The organism is Lentzea xinjiangensis (assembly GCF_900110955.1).
Taxonomy (GTDB): domain Bacteria; phylum Actinomycetota; class Actinomycetes; order Mycobacteriales; family Pseudonocardiaceae; genus Lentzea; species Lentzea xinjiangensis.
This window is the reverse complement of sequence record NZ_FOFR01000029.1, coordinates 74848-99411: the sequence shown is the minus strand read 5'-3', so window position 1 is coordinate 99411 and position 24564 is coordinate 74848. Positions and strand designations below refer to the sequence as shown.

General features: G+C 67.3%; 18 protein-coding genes (1 of these 18 only partly in view). 9 read left to right on the top strand and 9 right to left on the bottom strand.

The features are described 5' to 3' along the window. Together BMW88_RS37515 and BMW88_RS37510 are read right to left on the bottom strand one after the other, a co-directional pair. A partial coding sequence (locus BMW88_RS37515; protein ID WP_342715334.1) for an alpha/beta hydrolase fold domain-containing protein occupies positions 1 to 339 on the bottom strand: 339 nt, incomplete at its 3' end. A 19-nt stretch (positions 340 to 358) separates the two neighbouring features. Further along, on the bottom strand, positions 359 to 1174 hold the full coding sequence (locus BMW88_RS37510; protein WP_089960824.1) for an IS5 family transposase: 816 nt from the start codon (positions 1172 to 1174) through the stop codon (positions 359 to 361). A gap of 242 nt (positions 1175 to 1416) precedes the next feature. On the opposite strand from BMW88_RS37510, the gene BMW88_RS43785 reads away from it, so the two are divergent. Beyond that, complete coding sequence (locus BMW88_RS43785; protein WP_089960821.1) at positions 1417 to 2406, top strand: hypothetical protein; 990 nt, start codon at positions 1417 to 1419, stop codon at positions 2404 to 2406. Positions 2407 to 2409: 3 nt separating this feature from the next. On the opposite strand, the gene BMW88_RS37500 is transcribed toward BMW88_RS43785, so the two are convergent. After that, positions 2410 to 3321 (bottom strand): LysR family transcriptional regulator, encoded by a 912-nt coding sequence (locus BMW88_RS37500; protein ID WP_089960817.1) that lies wholly within the window; start codon positions 3319 to 3321, stop codon positions 2410 to 2412. 71 nt (positions 3322 to 3392) lie between these two features. On the opposite strand from BMW88_RS37500, the gene BMW88_RS37495 reads away from it, so the two are divergent. The 5 genes from BMW88_RS37495 to BMW88_RS37475 all read left to right on the top strand — a co-directional run bounded on the left by BMW88_RS37495 (position 3393) and on the right by BMW88_RS37475 (position 7298). Continuing rightward, positions 3393 to 4061 (top strand): nitroreductase family protein, encoded by a 669-nt coding sequence (locus BMW88_RS37495; protein ID WP_089960814.1) that lies wholly within the window; start codon positions 3393 to 3395, stop codon positions 4059 to 4061. Between the two features lie 73 nt (positions 4062 to 4134). Continuing rightward, entirely contained in the window at positions 4135 to 4413 is a 279-nt protein-coding gene (locus BMW88_RS37490) for an AraC family transcriptional regulator (RefSeq protein ID WP_143116440.1), read from the top strand. Between the two features lie 900 nt (positions 4414 to 5313). Continuing rightward, positions 5314 to 5769 carry a hypothetical protein gene (locus BMW88_RS37485; protein WP_089960811.1) on the top strand — a complete coding sequence of 152 codons (456 nt, stop codon included), beginning with the start codon at positions 5314 to 5316 and terminating at the stop codon, positions 5767 to 5769. An 18-nt stretch (positions 5770 to 5787) separates the two neighbouring features. Beyond that, positions 5788 to 5985: a hypothetical protein gene (locus BMW88_RS37480; RefSeq protein WP_089960809.1), complete on the top strand. Its 198-nt coding sequence runs from the start codon at positions 5788 to 5790 to the stop codon at positions 5983 to 5985. A 356-nt stretch (positions 5986 to 6341) separates the two neighbouring features. Next, positions 6342 to 7298, top strand: coding sequence for a LysR family transcriptional regulator (locus BMW88_RS37475; protein WP_089960807.1), 957 nt, complete (start codon positions 6342 to 6344; stop codon positions 7296 to 7298). 33 nt (positions 7299 to 7331) lie between these two features. Here the strand turns inward: BMW88_RS37475 and BMW88_RS42500 are convergent, their stop codons facing one another. The 4 genes from BMW88_RS42500 to BMW88_RS37460 all read right to left on the bottom strand — a co-directional run bounded on the left by BMW88_RS42500 (position 7332) and on the right by BMW88_RS37460 (position 12197). Beyond that, entirely contained in the window at positions 7332 to 7481 is a 150-nt protein-coding gene (locus BMW88_RS42500) for a hypothetical protein (RefSeq protein ID WP_177221608.1), read from the bottom strand. A gap of 60 nt (positions 7482 to 7541) precedes the next feature. Further along, positions 7542 to 9932, bottom strand: coding sequence for a penicillin acylase family protein (locus BMW88_RS37470; RefSeq protein ID WP_245778326.1), 2391 nt, complete (start codon positions 9930 to 9932; stop codon positions 7542 to 7544). A gap of 129 nt (positions 9933 to 10061) precedes the next feature. Continuing rightward, the gene (locus BMW88_RS37465; RefSeq protein ID WP_089960800.1) at positions 10062 to 11006 is read right to left on the bottom strand and encodes an FkbM family methyltransferase; all 945 of its coding nucleotides are present in this window, start codon (positions 11004 to 11006) and stop codon (positions 10062 to 10064) included. 180 nt (positions 11007 to 11186) lie between these two features. Continuing rightward, a complete protein-coding gene (locus BMW88_RS37460; RefSeq protein WP_089960796.1) occupies positions 11187 to 12197 on the bottom strand; it encodes a glycosyltransferase in 1011 nt (336 codons plus the stop codon). A 555-nt stretch (positions 12198 to 12752) separates the two neighbouring features. On the opposite strand from BMW88_RS37460, the gene BMW88_RS37455 reads away from it, so the two are divergent. Next, positions 12753 to 14201: a glycosyltransferase family 4 protein gene (locus BMW88_RS37455; protein ID WP_089960792.1), complete on the top strand. Its 1449-nt coding sequence runs from the start codon at positions 12753 to 12755 to the stop codon at positions 14199 to 14201. Positions 14202 to 14231: 30 nt separating this feature from the next. Here BMW88_RS37455 and BMW88_RS42495 read toward each other — a convergent pair whose 3' ends face one another. Beyond that, positions 14232 to 15734: a VOC family protein gene (locus BMW88_RS42495; protein WP_177221607.1), complete on the bottom strand. Its 1503-nt coding sequence runs from the start codon at positions 15732 to 15734 to the stop codon at positions 14232 to 14234. Then, positions 15731 to 16861, bottom strand: coding sequence for a DegT/DnrJ/EryC1/StrS aminotransferase family protein (locus BMW88_RS37445; RefSeq protein WP_089960785.1), 1131 nt, complete (start codon positions 16859 to 16861; stop codon positions 15731 to 15733). The genes BMW88_RS42495 and BMW88_RS37445 overlap by 4 nt, the downstream gene beginning before the upstream one ends. A gap of 595 nt (positions 16862 to 17456) precedes the next feature. On the opposite strand from BMW88_RS37445, the gene BMW88_RS37440 reads away from it, so the two are divergent. Continuing rightward, positions 17457 to 23777, top strand: a complete 6321-nt coding sequence (locus BMW88_RS37440; protein WP_089960782.1) for a non-ribosomal peptide synthetase — start codon at positions 17457 to 17459, stop codon at positions 23775 to 23777. Beyond that, on the top strand, positions 23774 to 24564 hold the 5' end (the start) of the coding sequence (locus tag BMW88_RS37435) for a non-ribosomal peptide synthetase (RefSeq protein ID WP_089960778.1). 2392 nt of this gene lie beyond the right edge of the window; only the first 791 of its 3183 coding nucleotides appear in the window; it begins with the start codon at positions 23774 to 23776; the stop codon falls past the right edge of the window. Before BMW88_RS37440 ends, BMW88_RS37435 begins: the two co-directional genes overlap by 4 nt.

The window sequence follows — 24564 nt, the reverse complement described above, 5'->3', positions numbered from 1 at the left end:
GGGCACGGCGCCGTCGAAGATGTGGAACCCGCCGGGCCACACGTGCAGCTCCGCCTGCACTCCGGCCGCCCACAACCTGCTCGCGTAGGCCACCGCCTCGTCACGGAACACCTCCGCCGAACCGACGTCGACGAACGCCGGCGGCAACCCCGACAGGTCCCCTGCCCGTGCCGGAGCCGCGTAGACGCTCACCGCGTCGCTCTTGCGCCGATCACCCAGCAGCGCGTCCCAGCCGGTGTTGTTGCTCTCCCGGCTCCACGACCCCGTCTGCGAGTACTGCGCACTCGACACGGTGACGTCGCGATCGTCGAGCATCGGGCTGCGCAACAGCTGCGCCACCAGCCTCGGCCCACCCAGATCACGTTTGGGTGGGTTCGCCCGTCAAAACGCGGCTCATTATGTTAGTCATCGCCCAGTGGACCATCGAGCGGGAACGTTCGGGAAGCGCCTCGTAGTCGCGCGCGAGCCGCCGGTGCTGCATCAGCCACCCCAGTGTGCGCTCGACCACCCAACGGCGGGGCAACACCTGAAATCCTTTGGTAGTAGGACGTTTGACGACCTCGACTTGGACTCCCAGGCGGGCACCGTGATTGACCACGCCGTGGTTGTAACCACCATCGGCCCAGGCCATCGACACAGTCGGATGCTCGACGGCGATACGATCCAGAACCTGTTGCCCCGCAGCGGAATCTTGCACCGACGCCGCGGTCACGATCACCACAAGCAACAAGCCGAGTACGTCGGTGGCGATATGCCGTTTCCGGCCCTTGATCTTCTTACCTGCATCGATCCCCTGGCTGGATTCACTTACGTTGCAGGAAGTTTTCACGCTCTGCGAGTCGATGATCGCCGCCGTCGGAGCGGCAGCGCGTCCCTTGGCGATGCGAACCTGCTGACGCAGCAAGCCATGTAGCTTCTCCGTCGTGCCGTCGACTTCCCAGTTGGCGTAATAGTCGTAGACCGTCTTGCACGGCGGGAAGCCGTGCGGCAAGTGCTCCCAAGCGATCCCGGTCCGGCACACGTACAGGATCGCGTTCACGATCTTGCGTAAGTCATGCACCCGCGCCGCCGTTCCCGGTCCACGCCGGGCCGCTCGCCACGCTGTCAACGTCGGCTCGATCAACGCCCACCGGGCATCGGACAGGTCACTGCGATACGCACGCCGAGGACTCACACCTTGATCAACAAATACAGCCGCGACTCTAATCCGGACAAATGATCACAGATCAAGATCAGATGCCCTCTTAAAGACTCCATCACGTCTTCGACTACCACGGCCGGGCACATCACGGAATTACTGGCCGAACCCGGCGATCACGCGGTCCCGGATGATAATTCGTATTACAGCCTTGTTCGCCGCAAGGTCACCCCCTACCGTCCGGAACCTCGGAGTCCTCGACGCAAAGGAGCGTTCCCATGGCACCGAACCGCCGACAACTGCTGCTCGGGACAGCGGGCGCGGCCGTGCTGGCAGCGAGCGCGGGGGCAGCGCCCCAGGCCGTCGCCGCACCCGCGGGGTTCCCGGACTACCGGTACCGCAGGCTCGCCCTGGTCAAGAGCAAGCTCCGCTACAACCCCACCGGCGAACTGATCTTCCCCACCATCCGCGGCACGAGGGACCGGATTCCCGGCGCGCTCGCCGCGTATTACCTCTACTACGCACCGCACGACGCCCCCGGCGGCATCTGCCTGGCGTACGCGAACACGCTGGACGAGGAGTTCACCGAGTACGCCGGCAACCCGATCATCACGCGGAGCTGGCCCGGCGAGTACACCGTCTCGCACGTGTCGTCGCCGCACGCGATGTGGAACGACGACGTCAAGCGCATGTACCTGTACTTCCACGGCGAGAACACCGTGACGCGGCTGGCCAGCTCCGCGGACGGCATCCACTTCTCCTACGAGAAGGAGGTCCTGTCCACGCGCCTGTTGCCCGCGGGGACCACGGAGACCTCCTACGCCAGGGTGTTCCGGCACGACCTGCCGTCGCGCAACGCCCGGTACGTGATGGTGTTCATGCTCAACAACACCACGAACCGGCGGGACATCGGCTGGGGATGCTCCGCGAACGCCCGCGACTGGACGTTCTCGCAGACGCCGCTGATCCGGCACCAGGACGTGGGCGCGGTCAACGTCGGCGGCCCGCACCTGTTGTTCCGCAACAACAGCGTCTACGTCGTCTACAACACCGACATCGGCAGCGGCGGCAACATCCTGATCACCGAGGTGGGCCTCGACTTCAGCAAGCGCAACCACCTCGGCGTCTTCCACGACTCGTTGTCCGGCGCACCGGACAACGGCAGGTCGGCCGCGCCCTCCTTCGGCACGTACCAGGGCCGGGAGTACATGATCTACGAGGCCGGGGACCGGCTGTCGGGCAACATCGCCATCGCGCAGGCGATCTGACGGTCACCGGTTCTGGGCGAACAGCGCGGCACAGTGGCCGGCGAACGCCTGCGCGCGACGCGTGAGCGGTCCGCCGGCCGCCCAGCCGAGCACCACGGGTGTCGTGGGAACGTCGTCGCGCAACGCCACCGCGACCACCTCCAGCCCTTCGTAGGACGTGGTCAGCGCGGGCTGCTGGACGGCGATCGAGTAGCCGATGCCACGGGCCACCAGGGAGCGCGCCAGTTCGAAGCTGCGCGCCCGGTGCGTCACGACCATCTCGGCCCCGGCCGCCGTGAACACCGAACGGAAGTAGCGCTCGCTCGGCGGGACGTCCAGCAGCACGAACGGATCGTCCGCGAGTTCACGAAGAGCCACCGCACGCCGCCGGCGCAGCCGATGCCCGGCGGGCAGCAGCACCTTGGGCGCCTGGTCGTACAACGTCCGGGTCGCGATGCCGGGCACCAGGTCCTGGTCGTAGAGGAACGCGATCTCGCACCGCCCCGTGATCAGGTCCTCGCCGATCTCCGGCAGGCTCCCCTCCACGAACCGCACGGACACCTCCGGGTGCGCGCGTTCGAACGTCGCGATCGCCGCGGGCAGGTGGAACGGCGCGATGGGCGCGTAGCAGCCGACCGTCAGCACACCGCTGACCTGGCGGCTCAGGCCGCGCGCCTCGGCACCCAGGTCGCCCATCGCCCCGACCACGCGGCGGGCGTCCGCGAGCACCCGCACGCCCGCCGCCGTCAGTGCCGCTCCCCTGCGCGGCGACCGGACGACCAGCCGCAGGTCCAGCACCCGTTCCAGTTCGCTCAACGCCAAGGAGATCGCGCCCTGCGACACGTGACACCGCGCGGCGGCCGCGGTCAGCGAGCCCGTCTCGGCCACCGCGATCAGGTATTCGAGCTGCCGCAGCGTCACGTTGGGCAGATTCATGAGCTGAGCTTATAACTGACCGGAGAAACGCGAACTGGTCAAAAGAGTGCGGCACGGGCATCGTCCGGACGGTGACCCGACCGCACACCCACCCGTTCATCCCGTTCACCCCGCCCCGGCTGCCGATCGAGGAAGGACTCGACCGCGGCAGGGCCTTCCACCGGTTGCTCGACGCGCGCCGGTCCGTGCGCTGGTTCTCCCCCGATCCCGTGCCGGCCGAGGCGATCGAGCTCGCGGTCCTGGCCGCGAACACCGCCCCGAGCGGCGCGCACCAGCAGCCGTGGCGGTTCGTCGCCACCCGGAACCCGGACCTCAAGCGCCGCATCCGTGCGGCGGCCGAAGAAGAGGAACGCCGCTTCTACCACGAGCGCGAGCTGCCGGAATGGCATGCGGCGCTGGCACATCTGGAGACCGACGCGAACAAGGAGTTCCTGGAGGTCGCGCCGTGGCTGGTGGTCGCGTTCGCCCAGAAGCAGCAGGACGGCAAGAAGACTTACTACACCAACGAAAGCGTCGGCATCGCGTGCGGCTTCTTCATCGCGGCGCTGCACTCGATGGGCCTGGCGACGCTGACGCACACGCCGAACCCGATGACGTTCCTGGCCGACCTCCTCGGGCGGGAAGGCGAGCGGCCGTACATCCTCTTCCCGATCGGCTACCCAGCGGACGACTGTGAAGTGCCGGACCTGCGCCGCAAACCGCTCGGAGACGCACTGACGTTCGCCGGCGGACTTGCCTGATCGTCCCACCGCCGTGGACCATCGGGGACGTGGACGAGCTACGCGCGCTGATCGTGGTCATGCCCGGCCGGACATGACCACGATCATCGACGACGTCCTGGTGTCGAGGACGACGGCCGGAGGCCCGCCCGCGCCGTCGATGTCCGGCACGATCCTCGCGTTCGTCGCCCAAGGCCGCAAACGCATCGTGCTGGGCGAGCGCGTCTACGACTACCGGGCGGGCCAGTACCTGGTGGCGTCGATCGACATGCCGATCACCTCAGGGCGGACCAGGTGGCTTCGATCCGCGCTACCGTACGATTGCGCGGTGTGGTCGGTGCTAGCGATTGCCGGGGCCGACGCCGTCACCTGAGGCCAATGGTGGATATCGCCCGGTGAGATGCCGAACGCGACGGTGTGGCCACCGGACGCGCGACCTTGTCGAGATAGTTGCGCAGCTCGGAGTCTTCTAGCGTTGGTTTCCTTGATCCTTGTTTGAGGTTTCGATGCGGGACGCATCGGGACGTGCTGATCCACTCTCAGATCTTGTGGAATCAAGCTCTCGTGAGCACAGAAATTCTATTGTGGGCAGGTGTGCGAAAACCCCGTACGTCAGGAAGCGGTGTAGACGCGCGGGGGTTGCATGACGACTCAAGGCGGTGTCTCCGGCTGAGACCCAAGTTCCGACTATAGCGATCTCGCGCAGGCTGCGGGAGAGGGTTGAGCCGGTTGAAGAGTCGGTCATAGGCAGAGCCTTGGCTGTGACGCCCGTCATGAGGCTTGTGGGGCGATTCGATCAGACGCGCATCCAGAGGTAAAACACCAGCTCAAATGGGTGTTCTAGAGGCTTTCGTTTGGGTGGGCTTGCTGGGACGTGAAAGCGCTCCAAATGAGATGACAGGCCAATTGAGATGAGACTCGCGTGTCACCCAGAAGAACTACATCACCCGTTGGTTGCAGTGAAGCTCGTGCGCCGAATTCCGGAATATCAAGGCGGCAAACGGGTGTAACTTGCCGTCATCGAAAGCCGAAACCGCAGGTAGGCCCGTGGCGAAGAGGGAAGGGGTCGGTCGAGGTGAAGGTCAGGAACGACCTCGTCCTTCTGGTGGACAAACTTCTCGTCACCCGGTAGGAAGAAGTGGGCTTGATCTATTGGGGTCGAGCTACCCGAAGATCGAATTACAGGAAATGTCGGTTTTCTGTCACGTGAGCGTCCTGTCCGCCACATCGGTTTCGAAATGGACCCAGGGTGATCTCGAGTGAGAGGTGATCGGTGACCACTTCGGCAGCGCTCCATGCGATCCCGCCCGTCGGCCCTTCCGTGCAGGGTCTCCAGAACGGCCCGATCTTCAGCCTTAACACGAACCGGGCACCGCATCGTTACCAGGTTCGCTACGCGTCCTCTTTCGGCATCGACGTGTTCAGCTTCGACCGGATGATGGTGCTGACCGACCTAGTCGAGGGGAAGCAGAACATGCAGGCCGCTCAAAGGATCATCGACCCGCCGCTGCACGCTTGCGGGCCGGTCGATCGACTAGGCGACGCCGGTCCTCGACACCTGCGATGGGATCCGACGCCAGTTCGGGCCCCCGACCGGCTTACTGTCGAATCCGACGAGGACAGGTCGGCGCTTCCGTCGCTCACACTGATCGAGGTGTGGCGGGTGCGTCGGTTGGTGAACCTGGTCAACAGGGAGGGGTGGGCCGAGAGCTTGGAGGTCGCGCGATGACGGCTACCGCGCGGCCCAGTGGTCAGCATCCTGATCGACCTGCTGCACGGCGATCCCGACCTGTTCAGCGACCCGTCCACGTTCAATCCCGACAGATCCGTCGGTGTCAAGCCGGACACGTACCAATGTATCGTGTTCGGCGGCAACGTCCGGCGCTGCAAACCTCAACGTCGAGTCACCCGCGGCATCGCTGCCCGCTTGGCAAAGGACGCATGATCGTCGTCCGCCGCAGAGTCTGACGAAGTTGCCTTCGCGTCCCTTTGTCGAAGGCAGGGCTTTCTCTCGTTGCGGGGTGGCGTGGCTGTAGGCAACCCCTGGGCACGCCAGATCGCCGAGCTTGCCTGGCTGTGGGTCGGCGAAATCTCCTTTCGCACCCACTCGGCTGTCGTTCCGTTGAAGGAGAGATCCTCCATGTTCAGTCAGAGAGAGTTGGCGAGTTACCTCAAGCGGGTCGCCACGGAGTCGAGAATAGAAACTTTCAGGCTTGTTGTCGCTGGTAGATCTGGTAAAGCGAACCGTGAATACGGTATCTGCCAAAAACGTGACAGGAAGAGCAGGGATCGGTCAAGGAATTGTCATATGATCTCGCCGACGCCCGCAGTCCTGGCGTCACCCGCTCGCCAGAAGCGACAAGCGTCGCCCACGATCCGCTGCTCACGATCGACCTCAACTTGCTCATTCCGTTGCAAGCCCTCCTTGTCGAGGCGAACGTCACGCGCGCGGCGGAGCGGACCGGGGTCACCCAGCCGGCCATGAGCGGGTCTTTGGCCAGGCTACGACGCCACTTCGGCGATCCGTTGCTGACGCGAAACGGACGCGGCATGAAACTTACACCATTCGGCGCCGCTTTGGCGGAGCCGGTTGACCGCGCCGTTGACTCCATGCGTTCGGTGTTGAGCAGTCGTAACACGTTGAAGTCCGGACTGGTCAGCCGCACATTCACCATCGTGGCCAGTGACTATATCTCGATAGTGCTCATCAAACCATTCCTGCAATCGCTCTGGAACTCTGGTCAGAACGTGTCAGTCAAGATCATTCCGATCGGTGACGACATGCTCTCGCCGCTGGAAGGTGACGAGTGTGACCTCCTCATAGCGCCGAGGGCGCTATTGTCGGAAGACAGGATGAATTACCACAGTCGCCACCTGTTCACCGACAGGTTTGTGGCGGTCGTAGATGAGGACAACGAAATTCTCGACGAGAGCACCGCATTCAATGACATCACCAAGTTGCTCCACGTCGACAGTCTGCGAGGGGCGGAAATGCCGGGCATCGAACTGGGTTCAGCTCTGGCTGCCATCGCAGGTAGTTTCAGTGCGCGGATGCACTTGGTAGCGGGCACGCCGATGATGGCGCTCGTCCAGTCGCGACTTTATGAGCTGTTCGGACGGGAAATCGGCTTGCGTGCCATCCCGCTCAAGAGCGAAACTTCCTTGTATCAAACCATGTACTGGCACCGCAGACACGCCGCCGACCCGGAACACATCTGGCTCCGTGACAAGCTGAGCGACATCGCGCGGTCTCTCTGATCCTGCTTTTGCTGCAGGATTTCGTCTCGAAGCTCAGATCCGCTGCTCGGTGCCGAGCAGCGGATCGTTTTCCTCGCCCGGGTTTTCTGGCTCGACGTTCAGGCAGTAGTGTAGCTTCGCCCAAATTCCAAGGGATGCGGCACGACTGATGATGAAAGACCGGCTGCCGACGGCGACGTGCACGGCACGGTGATCGAACACCACACTGCCGAATCGGCGATGTTGCAAAAAATATCGAACGATCTAGCTTCCTGTGACGACGGTGGTCCGCAGGTGGGGGTCAGCTCGAATTTCCGACTGTGCATACAGGCAGTCTCGTGCTTTTCCTTGCGCAAACAGCTCCTGTTGGTCCGCGAAATGTGGCGATGCCGGATCAATTGACTGAGAAAAGGTGAGCAGACACTTCGCCTGTGGCCCGCTTCCGGTGAACCGCACGGCAAGGAGCATGCTCGTACCAGTGTTCACCTGATAGCCGTCCTTGGACAGTTTGTCGCCTCCGGGTACAACTGGCTCCAGTGTTGTCGCGGGAGCCGCGGTGTACTCGACGACGTTGATGGCCCCGAGCACGTCAGGCGCACCCGGCGCGGGCAGCTCATGTCCGCCCTTGGTGCTGTACTGCACCACGCCGAGCGGGACGTCCAGCGGGAATCCTGCCGCTTCCAGCGTCTGCCGGGCGCTGTCCAGTGCCGGTCCCAACACGGCAGGGTCGGGACGTGGAGAGCCGGGAGTATGCACCGGATCGCGCTGATCGAACGCGGATGAGAACAACGGGCCTGCGGCGTTCAATGCGTCGGGGTGCGCGGTCAGCACCTCCGACAGCATCTCGCGCCACAGCACGGCGCCGCGGCTGTGCACCTGGAAGCGTCCGTCCCAGCCGTCCAGCACCGCGCATGCCTTGCTCACGTCGCGCCAGCCGGCTTCGGTGGATCCGGCGTGCACGCGGCACAGCTGGCGCACCGGGTCCAGCAACAACCGCGAACTCAGAGTCTCGTTGGACAGGACCGCGGACACCAGCTCATCAAGGGTGAACCGGTGGGCCGACCTGGGGTCTGCGAGCAGCATGGCGTTGAACCTGGCCCGAGCCGACAACGCCGTCCGTTCTTCCCCCAGCTGCGCCGGAAATCCCTCGATCGGACTCTGAGGGTTCGCTATCCACGGGGAGTTGTTGGCGTTGAAGACGTAGTCCCGGCGGGTGAGCTGTGGCCACCGCGAAGCTGGCAGCAGGCCTGCTGCGGGGGCTCCCGGCTCTTCCCGCCATTCCTGTTCCGGATCGCTTCCGTCCAGGAGCCCGATCGGGCTTTCGAGCCACGCGCGGGTCGCCTTGGGGGTGAGGTTGGGGGTGCTCGGGGCATCACCGAACCAGGCCGTTCCGGAACTGTCTGCCGCCAGCGTGTTCAGCCACGGCGTGCCGAACTCGGCGTTCCGCGCGGCGACCTGGGCGGTGCTGCCGGACCTGGCCATGGCCAGCCAGAAGTCGACCAGTCGGGTGTTCCCCGCGTTGGCGTCGCGGAACTCGATCGCACTCGTGCTGGTCCAGCCGAAGCTCGGATCGATGGACGACAGGTCCACGATCGGACCGTGCTTGCCGGACCACAGCGTCCTGGTCACCGTCTTCAGTCGGCCGTCAGCCTCCTTGACCGGCACGGTCACCACTTTGGGCTGCATCTGCAGGATGCGGTCGCCGAAGTGGAAGCTCGTCGGTCGTCCTGGCACCAGCTGGAGCCTGTCGAACGTGAACCTGGCACCTGGAGAGACCGTGTGGGTCCATGCCACTCGCTTGTTGAAACCGATCTGCACGCCTGGCAGGCCGCCCACCCCTGCGCCGTAGACGTCAAGCACGCCGGGGACCGTGAGCTGGCTCTCCCACAACTGGAGCTCGCCCTGCCACGGGAAGTGTGGATTGGCCAGCAGCTCTCCCCGACCTGAGTCGGAGAGCCGGCCGCCGACGGCCCAGCCATTGCTGCCCAGCGCCGCGGTGTTCCTCCCGCCGGACAACAAGGGCCGCACCGCGTCTGCCACCGCGGCCGCCGGAACGTGCGGTCCCCACACAACCTGATCGCTCGGCGGGTGTGCGACGGCGACTGCCGGGAGCACGAAGCGTCCACTTGAGACGATGGCGAGATCCTGTTGGTAGGCCAAGAGGTCGACCGCCGAGATTCGTCCTATCCAAGGCTGACCCGCACACCAGCCGCGGACACCGCCCGGTCCAACGGAGGCCAGGTAGTGGTTGTAGCCGGCGGCATAACCCTCGATCATCGACCGCGCATCGCGGGAGATCGCTGGCAACGCTTGCCTGGCCTTGTCCACCAGACCGAGCGCTCGGTAACCGACGTCAGATGCCAGGTTCTGGTCTCCGGGGCCCGCACCGAGCCACCGCGAGCGCTCACCCCGCACCTTGACCACCTGGTCTGCGAGATCGCAGAGTCGATCCTCGGCGTAGGCCCAACCCTGCCCGAACGCCGCGCTGCCGAGACTCGCCGCCAGGACGTGCGGAATCCCGTAGCTCGTCCGCCGGATCTCGGCACGGTAGCCGGGCCCGACGACTGTGGACCGCTGGTGAGCGGTGGGTGTGAACTCGTCATCCGCTCCAGCAGGAGAGGCCGCCGGCAACAGCGACGCGACGACGATGACCAAGGCTGGCAATACAAATGATGCCTGACGCGGCAACCGAACCGTCAACATGATCGTCCAGTTCTACTGCGTGGGTGAATGCGGAACCTGGAGAGGCACCCGAGGCCTCGTCGAACGACGGGCACGAGGTGCTCACCCAATGGCGGTGCCGACTTCTGCGGTCTTTGTGTCGCCGGTGGTGCGGAGCCGACGCCAGAAGCTGTTGTAGGGCGTCACCTTCATCATCGGCAACCACCCGTCGGCGTGCAGGTGATCAATGACGCGGGGATCGACGAAATCCTCCACGAGCAGCATCGTCTCAGCGGCCCGCGCCACCGAGTCACGGGCTCCGCGCAACACAACGCACTCGAGGCCCTCGACGTCGATCTTGAGCACGAGCAGGTCCAGCTCCGCCACATCGGCCAGTTCGGCGTCGAGGGTGGAGACCGGCACCCGCTCCTTGACGACGTGCCCGTTCCGCACGGCGACGGCCGATGAGTCCAACCCGCTGCTGCCGGGCTCGTCCACGTCGAAGTTCAGGATCGCGGTGGTCACCGAGCCGTCCGCGAGCGCGCGCTGTCGCACGTCGACCACATCGTCAAGCCCGTTGGTCGAGATGTTGCGACGCAGGAGCGCCGCCGACGAGGACGACGGCTCGAATGCGAGGATCCGCGCCGGGCGGTCGCGCAGATGATTGCCGACGGTCACGGAGTAGGTGCCAAGGCCGGCGCCGATGTCGACGAACACCACGGCGCTGCGCGTGCGGACGGCGCGGTCGAACTCGGCCAGCAGCGCATCGATGTCAGGCCGCTCGAACGCGGGCGATGCGCACGCGGCGTCAATGGTACCCGGGCGCAGGTGGAACGTACCGAAGACCGAGTCGATCCGCGTGATGTCGAGGAACGCCATCCGCAACGGCCGGAGGCCCAGCAGCCGGCAGATCGAGTACACAGCTTCGTAGACCAACATGCGCAGGCGAGGCGACCGGACGTCGCGGTGCAGCAGCAAGGTCTTGTTCAGCACATAGCGGGTAACGAAGGTCAGGCGCTGCCGCCACGAGAGCGTGACCGGCACGGTATAGGTGTTCGAGACGACCATCTGTGCAATCCTCTCCGTCGACAGTCTGCATGCCGCCTGCCCGGTCGACTCCGTCCGATCAGTTGCCTCAACGGGAGGGGCAACGGCACCTCGCAACGAAGTCCCTCCTCGGCTGCTCGACACGAGTCGGCCGGCGTGCTCGGTGTCGCCTTGCTCCACCGAACTCCGGCCGGGCGAGGGTCAGGGAACCGGCGACGAGGAACCCGGCGATCGGCACCCGTAGGCCATGCCATTGCGCGTCCCGCCATCGTTGTGCGGCTGAGCTTTGCGTCGCGCGGAATCTGCACTTCGCATCAGTTCGGCATGGGAATCAGCAGGGTGCCCGGATGAGCACGACCCACGTGGTCGCCCCGCCCATCCGCAGCTGGACTCGACGACAAGCAGACTGTCCGGTACGGGACGTCCCGCAGGCGGTACCGATGGTGATCTCGACCCGGCATCCGTGCTTGCGGTCGGTGCCGGGTGCGACCACGTCGTGCGGTCGGAGCACGACGTGCCGTGCATGCGACAGACCGCAGCGACCGCGGCGATCCCGTCGCGCACCGAGTGGAAGGTCGAGCCGGGCGAGTCCGTCCAGGTCACCGGGACCTCGGCTATCCGCAGCCCGTCGGCGTGGATGTGCCGCAGCAGCTCCACGTCGAATGCAAACCCGGCGTTCCTGCAGCGAGCCAGCGCCGTGGTGACCGCGTGGCGGTCGAAGAACTTGAAGCCGCACTGGGTGTCGTGCACGCCGGGTACGAGCGGCCGCGCGACGGCGCGGAACACCTGGCTCCCGATCCGGCGCATCAACGACCGTGGCGTGACGACAGCGCCGCCGGGGGCGTGGCGTGAGGCGATCGCCGCCGCGGCACCGTTGCGCAGTTCGGCGAGCACGTCGACCAAGGTGGTTACTGGCGTCGAGAGGTCGGCATCGGTGAACCCGACGTAGCGCGCGCTGCTGGTGCGCATCCCGCGCAACACGGCAGCGCCCTTGCCGGCCTGTGCACAGCCGATCGTCACGACTTCGGTGCGGCCGTGCACAGAACCCGCCACTGCCGACGTGTCGTCGTAGCTGCCGTTGTCGACCACCACGATTCGCGCGGACCACGGGCGGGTATCGAGGAATCCGACCATGCAGTCGAGCGTGTCGGGCAGCCGTGCCGCCTCGTTGAACGCGGGAATCACCACTTCGACCTCGACGGGGCCGCGCATCGCTGAACGAGGAATTCTTGACTCGAACCGCTGAACGCCCGTCACCGGAGACGCCGCACGTGCTGCCGGGGCGAAACGTTGAAGTCAGGACTTTCCTGCTCTGTCACCAACAACCTCCGCTAGGGCGTGTACGGCAGGACGGTTCGGCTCCCGCCGGATGCTCCTCGGGTCGAAGCACAGCGTGCAAATGCGCGGCGCGATTCCGGGAGGGCGGAGAACGTTCGACGCCAAGATTCCGGCGGATTCCAGCAGGCGTGGCCAGGACTCTTGTGACCGTATCACCGACACGGACTCCGGAAAAGAAAAACTCAACCATCACGGAGACCGATGTGACTCATAAACAGTGGTTATGTTTCAGGGGGTGCGGTTGAGCCCAGCAGGTGGGTGCGCCATTCCGGAGGTCTGTCGAGAAGAATCCTCGGACGCACCGTCTTTTCGGTGATGATCGAGCCTCTTGATGCGGGCATTTGTCACTCGGTATGGTTTCCTGGGCCAATCCGAGCGCGGGCGGTTACGTATGGGATGCGAGTACCATGCAGACGGGTCCGGTCGCTGATGAGCGCCTTGTCCCAACGGGCCCTGCCGCGGTTGGCGGGTGTGCGGATCCTCGTGCTGAATTGGCGCGATGTGCGCCATCCGGAGTCCGGTGGCGCGGAGACCTACATCCACGAGACCACCTGGCGGTTCGTCGCTGCCGGTGCGCACGTCACGTTGCTCACCGCGCGGCCACCAGGGCAGTCGGCGCGGGAGCAGATCGACGGCGTCGACGTCCACCGCGCCGGTGGCACGCTCACCGTTTACCTGTGCGCGGCCTGGCGGATGCTGCGCACAGGGCGCCGCTACGACGTCGTCCTCGACTGCCAGAACGGCATTCCCTTCTTCGCGCCCCTGTTCCTCCGGATTCCGGTCGTGCAGGTGGTGCATCACGTGCACCAGGACCAGTTCGCCACGCGGTTCCCGCCCGTCGTTGCCGCCGTAGGACGACGACTTGAGGCCGACTGCGCACGGTGGGTCTACCGCGGCAAGCGCAGCGTCGCGGTGTCCGTCTCCACGAGGCAGGAGATGCGCGCGCGGCTGCGAGTCGACGGAGTGATCGACATCGTGCCCAACGGCGGCGTGCCGTTTCCGCAGGCCAATCGCACACGGGCCGAGGTGCCCACTGTCGTGCTCGTTGCGCGACTCGTGCCGCACAAGCGGGTCGACGTGCTGCTGCACGCCGTCGCCCAAGTCCGCGCCGTGCTGCCGCAGGTGCGTGTCGAGATCATCGGTGGCGGCTCTGAGCTGGGCTCGCTGAGAGAGCTGTCCGGGCGACTGGGCCTCACCGGCGTCGTCACCCTGCACGGCCGGGTGTCCGACGATGTCCGCGACGCGTTGCTGGGCCGCGCCTGGGTGACCACCAGCACGTCCGACGGCGAGGGCTGGGGTTGCTCGGTGCTGGAGGCTGCCGCGGCGGGTGTGCCGTGTGTGGCGCTGGAGGTGCCGGGCATCCGCGACTCCGTGCTCGACGGCCGCACCGGCTGGCTGGTTGCCGAGCGGGGCCCAGCGGCTTTCGCGGCGGCGCTGGTCACCGCGCTGACGGAGCTGGCCAATCCGGATCGGGCAGCCGCAGTGGCGGGGGAGTGCCGACGCTGGGCACGCCGCTTCACGTGGGACCGGTCGGCTGAGCTGCTGGCCGCATCCGTGCTGGCGGCCCGGTGCGACATGTCCCGGAATCGGCGCAAGGTGCGGCCGGACATGACCACTCTGGCCTGGTTCATCCACGACGACCCGCCGGCTGTGCTCGCCCGGCTGCGCCTGACCGACGAAGTGGCCGTCGCGGGCAATCGGATGGCGGTGGTCCTGCGGGGCTGCGACGACCTCGCCGCGCTGGCGCTGCTGGAGGAGCTCGGCGCGTCCGAGGTACGGGTGCGCACGGCGGGGCGGCACGAAGTGCTCGCCGGTCCGGACGTTGCGGCGAGGTCGGCGCCGGGCAGCAGGGCCTCCATTCCCGGGACGTGCGCGTGAACGCGTTCCCGGGAACGGAGGTCCTGCTACCTATCCGCCGATCACCCGCGCGGCGCTCTCCGGCGAGATTCCCCGGTCGACGACGAGATGACGCAGGATGAGGTTCTCGGCGTCTTCGCTCCGCACCCCGAGGTGTTCGAGATCCGCGCGCCGACCGGCCAGCATCATCGAGTAGGTGCGCGGTAGCCGGTCGACCAGCCGGGACAAGAGCATGTGCTCGGCGGCGGCGTACATCGCGCGAAGATCGACTCCGTGGAAGTACCGCTGGTAGTAGCTCACGCCGCCGACGTGCACCACCTCATCGGTCATGTCCTGCTGCCACAGCCTGTCTGCACCCTCTTCTACCTGCAGCGACGCCTCCGACCGATGGGCAAGCGGGCGTACGGCGTGCGTCCGGTAGCCGGCTGCCGCGGCGTCGATCTGGTAAGCGACGAGGGTGTCGAAGAACGGACCGTCACCAGGAGGTAGCGGCCGGCCGTGTTCGTCCGGGGGCAGCACGCGGAGCAACCGGCTCTGCTGCGGGCCGGTGAGGATGCGGCAGTTCGTCCGGGGGTGGAGGAACACGTTCATGCCGCGGTAGTCGTAGTTCGTCGGACTGATCGGCTGCTGTGCGCGGCGCAGTTCCCGGATCACCCCGACGTCCAGGAAAGCGAAGTGCGTGCAGGAGATGGGCACCGAGGGCGCCGCCTCGTAGGTCCAGACGCCGTTGACGGCCACCCCGTCCTCGAGCCGGGTCATGTCCGCGAACAACTTGGGCTTCAGCACGAAGCAGTCGATGTCGATCCAGCCGAAGTTGTGCTCGTTGACCTCGAACAGGAACTCCCACATGGTGTTGTCGTCGATGCCGAGCCGGACGACGTGCAACGGGCGGTTGACGTTGCGCCGAAGCCACGTCTCGTCTTCCTCCGGCAAGTCCGAGCCGAGCAGGACCAGGTTCACGTCGGCCGGCACGTGCCTGATCGCACTGACCACCCAGTGCAGGAGCCCGCCCGTGAAGAACATGTAGAAGACATCGCGGTGGTCGGCCAGACCGCGGTAGAACTGGGCGAACTCGCGCAGATGCGGTCGTTCCTCGCGGGCGTGGCGAGCGTCTCGCAGGGCGATCCTGGCTCGAGTTGGAAGGGCCCGCCGAGCGAGCTGTCGTGCGGAATGCGCCAGCCCGGACTCCAGCTCGCAGAACGCCAGCACGTTGCCCCACGGGTCGCGAGCCTCCATCGTCCGTGCCGAGAGGGCGGAGATGCCCGTGCCGAACTGGATGGTCGCACCCCTGCGGCGCAGGTCGGCCATGGCCTGGTCGACCCGCTGGACGAAGAAGACCGCGTCCCAGCCACCCGGACGATCCGGATGATCCGACTCCTGCAGCAACAGCCCCGCACCGGCCCGGCGGACCACCGCCACCCGGTGCGGATCCGTCAGCAGCTCCACGTCCTCGAAGCCGAGGGTGGCGCGGTAGTGCTCGACGGCGGTGTCCAGGTCCGGAACGCGCAGACACGGCATGCTGCCGGTACCAAGGAGAGCTTGCCCGATGTTCATGACGCCACCTCTCGGACCTCGTCGATGATCTGTTGCACCGTGGCGTCGTCCAGAGCTTGGTGCAGCGGCAGGAGGAGAGTCGTCGAGGCTGCCCTGGCCGCCCCCGCAGGCGAGTGACGTGCGCCGTACGCGCTGACCCCGTCGAGGGGGAAGTACCGGAAAGTGGTGTAGATGCCGCGCTTCCGGAGGTGCCTCGCGAGTTCGTCGCGGAGCTGAGGCTCCAGCTGGACCCAGAACAGGTACTCGGACGACAGGTGCCCTTCTGGCAGCTCAGGAGGCAGGCGGAGCGTGCCGAGACCGGCCAGACCGAGCCGGTAGGCGGCCGCGATCGCCCTGCGCCGCCGGACGAAGGCGGGCAACCGGCGCAGCTGCACCGATCCGATGGCCGACGCCAGGTCGTTCGTCACGGATCTGCGGGAGAACGACGACACCTCGAACTCCCACCACCGGTCGGCGACGCCAGCCGACGCCGCGGCCAGCCCGCTGGACTGGAGGAGGCCGAGGTTGGCCATCGTGGCCGCGCGAGCCGCCAGCTCGGGGTCACGGGCGTAGAGCATGCCGCCGTCGCCGGTGACGAGGATCTTCATCGCGTCGAAGCTCCACACCCCGATGTCGCCGAAGGTGCCGCAAGCGACGCCGTCGACCGTCGATGCCACTGCGCACGCCGCGTCCTCGACGAGCGCTATCCCACGCTCCCGGCACCACAGGGCGATGTCGCCGACCCATCCCGGCCTGCCGCCGTAGTGCAGCACGACAACAGCCTTCGTCCGGTCGGTCACAGCTTCGGTCACGTGCTCCAGACGAGGGTTGAGCGTTCGCTCATCGACATCGCAGAACGCGAGGTCCGCACCACGGCTCGCCACGGCGTTCGCCGCCCCCACGAAGCTGACGGACGGCATCACCACCTCGTCGCCGGGCTTGATCTCCAACAGCTCCATGGCCATGAAGAGGCCCTCTGTGCAGGAGTTCACGGCGGTGACGTGCTGCCCGCCGACCCCGATGTGAGCGGCGAACTCGGCCTCGAAGGTGGAGGTTCGACTGCCACGGCCGAGCCAGCCGCTCTCGAACACCTCGCCGACAGCCGCCAGCTCCTCCTCGCCGAGGCTCGGCTGGAAGACATTGATCATGACGTCGCTTTCCGTGTCGGGAGAAATCGGAATGGACACCGGGCGGCCGTCGGCTGTTCGAAGGCGAAGGCCTTTGAGAGGACGTGCGCGCCATTGTCGAGTTGGGCGAAGAAGGAACTCGATCATGCGGACTCGCTCTCCGAGTCCGATGTTGTTCGAATGATCAGTTGGTCCCCTGGGTGAGGAATCAGGGACAACGCGCACTAGATCAATCCTGTTTAGCACGAGTCGACCGCAGGCGGCAAGGGCTCGGTCTCGCGCTTTCCTTCTGTCGACACATAGCTCCCGATTATGAGTCATATTGTTCTCCGTGATGGTTGGGTTTTGCTTTTGTGGTGTCCGTGTCGGTGTTACGGTCAGCTAGGTCTTGGCCACGCCTGCTGGAATTCGTCGGAATCCATGGGAGTGTCACGAACGTGCTCGAGTCCGCCCCAAGCGCTCCTGGCTCAATTCGGGCGATACCGGAGAATTGCGGTATCGAATCTTTTCTGCTCTCCCTGAACCTGTGCGCGCATTCGCACGCTGTGCTTCGGACCGAGGTGCCTCCAGCGGGGGCTGAACCGTCCTGCCGTACACGCCCTAGCGGAGGTTGTTGGTGACAGAGCAGGAAGAAAGTCCTGAGTTCGCCGTTTCGCCCCGGCAGCGCGCGTTGTGGTCGCAGCGCGCCACTGGCGATGCCGTCAACGCCGCACAGGTAAGTCTGCGCCTGGTCGGCGAGCTGGAGCGCGATCGGTTGGAAGCCGCGCTGCGCGAGGTGGTGCACGAGCACGAATCGCTGCGCACCAGCTTCGTCTCCCATGCCGGCAGGCGGGTGCCCACGCAGACCATCTGCGAACGCACGGTCGTCGAGCTCCGCGCCGTCGAGGTGCACGCGCCGGAGCCCAGTCGGGACCTGGCCGCGGCGGAGCGGGCGGCGGTCGGCACCGGTTCCGGCGAAGGCTTCCGGGCGTTGCTGGTCGAGTCCGGCGGCGACCAGGCGACGCTCCTGCTGACCGCGCACCCGCTGAACGCGGATCTCGGCTCGCTGCAACGGGTGGCGGTGGAGATCGTCGCGGCTTACCAGGGCGACGAGAAGGCCTCCGCCGACTTCGTCCAATACGCGGACTTCTCCACATGGCACAACGAACTGCTCATTGCTCAGGACGGTGCCGCCGATCGCGCCGCGTGGGCCGCTCTCCTGGCCAGTGACGGCGGTGGTGCGATGCCACCGGCCACCACTGGTGATGAGGAGGTTCATTTCCGGTCGTACCGAGCTGCTCCCGTGTCTTGCCGAGCCCTCGACGAGTTCGCCGCCGAACACGCGGTCGCCGTGGAGGCGGTGCTGGCCGCGGTGTTCCGCGCCGTGGTGTGGCGGGTGGGCGGGGAGCGTGGTGGCCTGCTGCTGATGACGCTGTCAGGCCGCGGCTTCCCAGGGCTCGAGCACGCGGTCGGAGCCTACGAACGTGAGGCGCCGCTGCGCGGCGACCTGACCGCGGAGCAGGACTTCCTGACGGTCACGCGGGACACGGCGGAGTGGTACCGCTGGGCCGGGCAACGCGTCGACCACCTGGACCCGGAACTGCTGGCAGACAGGGCGGCCGGGTACGTGCTGCCGCGGTTCGACTTCCGTGTCGCAGTCGCGTTGGCAGAGGGAAACGGTCCGAAGTGGACGGTTGATGGACTGGAACATGCCGACTCGAGCGCATTTTCGCTCACGTGTGTGCGGTGGGACGAGACGCTCGAAGTCAGCGTGCGGTACAACGGCGCCTTGGTCAACCAGGCCACGGCGCACGCCGTGGGCGATGCGTTCGTGACCGTGCTCGGCGCGGCTCTGGCGGACGGCACGACGCCGATCGGCGCGTTCGACCTGATGTCGCCGGAGCAGCGCAAGTCCGTGCTCGGCGCGGCGGCCGGTCCGGCGGCCGAGGTACCGGATCGGGCCGTGCACGAACTCTTCGCACACCAGGCCGAACTGGGCCCGGATCGGGTCGCCGTCGAGTTCGACGGCGCGGAGCTCACCTACGCCGAACTCGACGGCAGGGCCAACCAGCTCGCCCACTACCTGTGGCAGCGCGGGGTCGGGCGCGGTGACAGGGTGGTGGTGTCACTCGGGCGATCGCCGGAACTGCTCGTGGCGTTGCTCGCCGTTCTGAAGGCAGGGGCCGCGTTCGTCCCGGTCGACGTCGGCTATCCGCCGGCCAGGCTCGCGCTGACGATCGAGCAGACGGCGCCGAAGATGGTCCTGGCCACCGCCAGGGTGCTCGACCGCCTCGACCAGCCGACTCTTCCCGCGCTCGCGCTCGAAGGAACCCCCGCCGAGCTCGCCGGGCAGACGACCGGACCTCTCGAAGTTTCAGTCGTCGGCGACGACACCGCTTACGTGCTCTACACCTCCGGCACCACCGGCCGGCCCAACGGCGTGGTCGTACCGCACCGGGCGCTGGCGAACTACCTGTCCTGGGCAGCCACCGCCTACCGGCTCGGTCAGGGCACCGGCGCGCTGGTGCACACCTCGATCAGCTTCGACCTCACGCTGACCGGCCTGCTCGCCCCGTTGGCCGTCGGGCAGCGGGTCGTCCTGCTGCCGGAGAGCGCGGGGGTCACCGGACTGGCCGGAATGCTGCGCACGCGCCGGGACCTCAGCATGGTCAAGCTGACGCCGACGCACCTGGAGATCGTCGGCCAGCTGGTCACCGCGGAGGAGATTGCCGGCAGCGTGCGCACCGTCGTCGTGGGCGGTGAGGCCCTGCGCGCACAAAGCGCGGTCCCGTTCCTCGACGCCGGATCGGTGGTGGTCAACGAATACGGGCCTACCGAGACGACGGTGGGCAGCATCGCTCACCAGATCGCCCCCACGGCACCCCGGCACGGCATGGCGCCCATCGGTACACCCGTCGCCAACACGCGGGTGCACCTGCTGGACCCGCGTAACCAGGTGGTGCCGGACGGGGCGGTCGGTGAGATCTTCCTCGGCGGTGCCGGGGTGGCCCACGGCTACCTCGGACAGCCGGAACTCACCGATCAGCGCTTCGTGCCGGACCCCTTCGGCGCACCGGGCTCACGGCTCTACCGGACCGGTGACCTGGGCCGCCGTCGCGCCGACGGCACCCTCGAGTACCTCGGCCGACTCGACGATCAGGTCAAGGTCCGCGGTGTGCGCGTCGAACCACGGGAGATCGAGGAGCTGCTCCGCGCGCATCCGGGGGTCGGCCAGGTTGTGGTCGTCGCCCGCCACGACGAGGACCCCGGCGGATCGTCGCCGCTCGCGGGTGAGCTCCAACTGGTGGGCTATGTGGTGCCCGGCAAGCAGAACGGCGGCCCCGCGCTGTCCCCGACCGCCTTGGTCCGGTACTGCCGCGAGCGGCTGCCGGAACCGATGGTCCCGGCAGCGGTCGTGCTCCTCGACGCGCTGCCCATGACGGCCAACGGCAAGCTCGACCGGACTGCGCTGCCCAAGCCGGCGAAGGAGAGCAGGCGGGCGGCCGAGTACGTGGCGCCGCGCACGGAGACCGAGGAGATCCTGGCCGGCGCGGTGGCCACGGTGCTCGGCGTGGACCGGGTCGGCGTGGCCGACAACTACTTCCTGCTCGGCGGTGACTCCATCCGCAGCGTGATGGTGGCCAGTCGGGCGCAGGCGAGCGGGCTGGACGTCACGGTCGCCGCCCTGCACGAGAACCCGGTCATCGCCGACTGCGCGGCCGCGCTGGACGGCAGGCAGCCGGAGGCCGGTCCGCCGACCACCGCGCCGTTCGCGCTCATCTCGCAGGAGGACAGGGAACGGCTGCCCGCCGAGGTGGCCGACGCCTTCCCGCTCAGCCTGCTGCAGGAGGGGATGATCTTCCACCGGGACTTCGCCGCGAAGTCCGCCGTGTACCACGCCATCGCCTCGGTCCGCCTGCGTGCGCCGTTCGACCTGGACGTGATGCGCACCGTGGTGCGCCAGCTGGTCGAACGCCATCCGATGCTGCGCACCTCGTTCGACATGACCACCTACTCCCGCCCCCTGCAACTGGTGCACGGCGACTTCCAGACCCCGCTGTTCTTCGAGGACCTGTCCGCCCTGCCGGAAGACGCGCAGGAGGAACGGGTCACCGCGTGGGTCGACCGGGAGCGGTCGGTCGGCTTCGAGCTGCACGACCACCCGCTGATCCGGTTCATGGTGCACCTGCGCGGTGACGGCGACTTCCAGTTCACCTACGGGTTCCACCACGAGATCGTCGACGGCTGGAGCGAGGCCTTGATGATCACCGAGCTGTTCAGCCACTACTTCTCGCTGGTGTACGACGAACCCATCTCGATCAAGCCGCCGACGTCCGGGATGCGCGACGCCGTCGCCCTCGAGCTGGAGGCGCTGGACAAGAAGGAGAACTACGAGTTCTGGGACGACTACCTGGCCGACGCGACGCTCATGCGGCTACCCAGGACGGAGGCAGGGCCGAAGGCGGACAAGGGCGACCGGGACATCGTCCGGATCGTGGTGCCGGTCGGACCCGAGCTCTCCGACGGCCTCAAGCGGGTGGCCACCGGCCTCGCGGTGCCGCTGAAGAGCGTCCTGCTGGCGGCGCACCTCGCGGTGATGTCCGCGTATGGCGGCCACATCGACACGCTGACGTACACGGTGACCAATGGCAGGCCCGAGGTGGTCGATGGAAGCACCGCGATCGGGCTGTTCGTCAACAGCCTGGCGCTGCGGGTCCGGATGGCCGGTGGCAGCTGGCGGAAGCTGATCGAGGACACGCTCAGGTCCGAGCAGGTGTCGATGCCCTTCCGGCGGTTGCCGATGGCCGAGTTGAAGCGACACCAGGGCAACGAGCCGCTGGCGGAGACGCTGTTTTTCTTCACCAACTACCACGTGTTCAGCGTGCTGGACCGGTGGACCGAGCGCGGGGTCGCGCACGTGGAGAACGAGCTCTACGGCGAGTCGACCTTCCCGTTCTGCGGGATCTTCCGGTTGCACCGGGAGACGGGCGAGCTGGAGGTGCGGATCGAGTACGACAGCCTGCAGTTCTCCGCCGAGGTGATGGAGAGCGTCCGGGACTGCTACGTGCTGGTCATGGAAGCGATCGCGGCCGACCCCACTGCCCGGTTCGACGCCCTCGACCACCTGCCGGCCCGAGACCGTGAGCTGCTCGACGGGTTCGACCGCGGCGAGGTCACCCCGGTAGCGGAGCTGTGCCTGCACGAGGCGGTGGCCGCACAGGCCGCGGCGACGCCGGACCGCGTCGCGGTGGAGGCGGACGGCACCTCGGTCAGCTACCGGGCGCTCGACCGGTGGGCCGATCGGATCGCGCACGGGCTGCGGCGCCGGGGAGTCGGCTGCGACCAGGTGGTCGGGGTCTTCGCCGAACGCTCGCCGGAACAGATCGCCTTCCTGCTGGGAGTGCTCAAGGCGGGCGCCGCCTACCTGCCGCTCGACCCGGCCCAGCCGAACGAACGCACTGCGGCGCTGCTGGCGAGCAGCGGAGCGGCGGTGGTGCTCGTCGAACGTCACCTCGAGTCCCGGGCACCGGCTGGAGCCGAGCTGTTCGTGCCGGACCGCGACGCCGCGGACGCGGAGGAGCCCGGCCCGTTCGCCGGTGCCCGAGCCGACAGCGCCGCCTACGTCATCTACACGTCGGGTTCGACCGGCGAGCCCAAGGGCGTCGTGGTCGAGCACCGCAACGTGATGGCCTCGATCCAGGCCAGGAGTGTTGCTTATCCCGAGTCGCCCGAGCGCTTCCTGCTGTTGTCCTCCTTCGCCTTCGACAGCTCCGTCGTCGGCATCTTCTGGACGTTGACCACCGGCGGGACCCTGGTCCTGCCGGCGGAGGGCACGCAGCTTGATCCGGTGAGCACCGTCGGCGCGGTCGCCCGATCGCGGCCCACCCACACCCTCGGGATCCCGTCTCTGCTCGGTCCGCTGCTGGACCAGGCGAAGCCGGGGGAGCTCGCCTCGCTGGTGCGGGTGATCACCGCCGGGGAAGCGGCACCGGTGGCGTTGCACCAGGAATGTCAGGAGAAGGCGCCCGGTTGCCTGCTGTCCAACGAGTACGGCCCCACCGAGGCGACCGTGTGGAGCACGGTGTGGACCGGCACTCCCGACGCCCGGCAGCCGCAGCTGCCGATCGGACGACCGGTGGCGAATACCCGGATCCGGGTGCTGGACCAGCACGGCAGGCCGACGCCGGTGGCGGTGTCGGGCGAACTGCACATCGGAGGCGCCGGCGTGGCCCGCGGCTACCTGGGCCGCCCGGCCGACACGGCCGCGGTGTTCCAGCCGGACCCGTACGGCGCGGAGCCCGGTGCCCGGCGGTACGCGACCGGTGACCTCGGCCGCTTCCTGTCCGACGGCGACCTCGAGTTCCTCGGCCGAATCGACCACCAGGTCAAGATCCGCGGCTTCCGGGTGGAACCGGCGGAGGTCGAAGCCGTCCTGGACACCCACCCGGCGTTGCAGCGTTCGATCGTGATCGCTCGCGGCGCGGACGGTGAGAAGCAACTCGTGGCCTACGTGTTGCCAGAGGAAGGCGAGCGGCCCGAACAGGCGGACTTGCAGCAGTACGTACGGGACCGGCTCCCGCGGTACATGGTGCCTAGCGCCTGTGTGGTCCTCGACGCGGTTCCGTTGACCAGCACGGGAAAGGTCGACCGCGCCCGGTTGCCGGAGCCGCAGCCCGCGGCCGAGCTGCCGCACACCGAGCCGAGAACGGAGACCGAGCAGTTGCTGACCGACATCTGGTCCACGGTGCTCAAGCTCGACCGGATCGGTGTGCACCACCACTTCCTGGACGTCGGCGGGGAGTCGCTGCGCGCCATGCAGGTGATCGCCGCGACCAACAAGCTGTTCGGGACCTCGCTGTCGGTGCGCAAGCTGCTGGACGCGCCGACCATCGCCGAGTTCGCGCTCGAGGTGGACGGGGCCCGTTCTCCCGTGGCCGCTGGAAGCAGCCGCGGATGAGCTTGGTGACCAGCCTCGACCCTCCGGCACCGCTCGCCGCCGCCCAGCAGCGGTTGTGGTTCCTCCAGCAGCTGGACGAGAGCAATCCGGCCTACACGATCTGCACCGCGATCGAGCTGACGGGACCGCTCAACCCGCTCGCACTGCGCCATGCGGTCGGCCGGATCGGCCGCAGGCACGAGATGTTGCGGACGGCCTTCGTCGACAACGGCGAAGGCCCCGGCCAACGGGTGACGCCGGAGGCGCCCGGCCTGCAACTGGTCGACGTCTCGGGTGCGGGCGGCGAGCGGGAGACGCGCAGGCTGCTCGCGGAGACGGTGGCCCGCCCGTTCGCGCTGGCCGCGGGTCCACCCGTGGTCTGGTTGCTGCTGAGGCTCGCGGCGCACCGGCACCTGCTCGTGCTCGCGGTGCACCACCTGGTGTTCGACGGAGGTTCGGCCCAGGTGGTTCGCGACGAGCTCGAGGCGCTGTACGAGGCCGCGGTCACCGGTACACCGGCCGCCATGCCCGCACCGGGCTCCGGCTTCTGGCAGATCGTCGCCGAGCAGCGGGAGCTGGTGGAGCAGCACACCGGCTCTCTGGCGTTCTGGCGGGCCGAACTCGCCGGGGCGCCGCTGCGCAGCACGCCCCTCAGAGGGTCCCAGACCGGGCAGGCCAGGCCGGTCCGGCACGTCGAACGGCTGGGACGCGAGGAGATCGGCGCGCTGAACCGGCTGTGCCGGAGCACGGGCGGCACCAGGTTCATGGCGTTGCTGGCCGTGCTCGGCTGTTGGGTCGGCCGCTACAG

Bases quoted from the DNA above. Each gene is read 5' to 3' on its own strand.
- BMW88_RS42495 (WP_177221607.1), bottom strand. From the start codon at position 15,734: ATGAACATCGGGCAAGCTCTCCTTGGTACCGGCAGCATGCCGTGTCTG.
- BMW88_RS37445 (WP_089960785.1), bottom strand. From the start codon at position 16,861: ATGATCAATGTCTTCCAGCCGAGCCTCGGCGAGGAGGAGCTGGCGGCT.
- BMW88_RS37460 (WP_089960796.1), bottom strand. From the start codon at position 12,197: ATGCGCGGCCCCGTCGAGGTCGAAGTGGTGATTCCCGCGTTCAACGAG.
- BMW88_RS37490 (WP_143116440.1), top strand. From the start codon at position 4,135: ATGACCACGATCATCGACGACGTCCTGGTGTCGAGGACGACGGCCGGA.
- BMW88_RS37465 (WP_089960800.1), bottom strand. From the start codon at position 11,006: ATGGTCGTCTCGAACACCTATACCGTGCCGGTCACGCTCTCGTGGCGG.
- BMW88_RS37455 (WP_089960792.1), top strand. From the start codon at position 12,753: ATGAGCGCCTTGTCCCAACGGGCCCTGCCGCGGTTGGCGGGTGTGCGG.
- BMW88_RS43785 (WP_089960821.1), top strand. From the start codon at position 1,417: ATGGCACCGAACCGCCGACAACTGCTGCTCGGGACAGCGGGCGCGGCC.
- BMW88_RS37500 (WP_089960817.1), bottom strand. From the start codon at position 3,321: ATGAATCTGCCCAACGTGACGCTGCGGCAGCTCGAATACCTGATCGCG.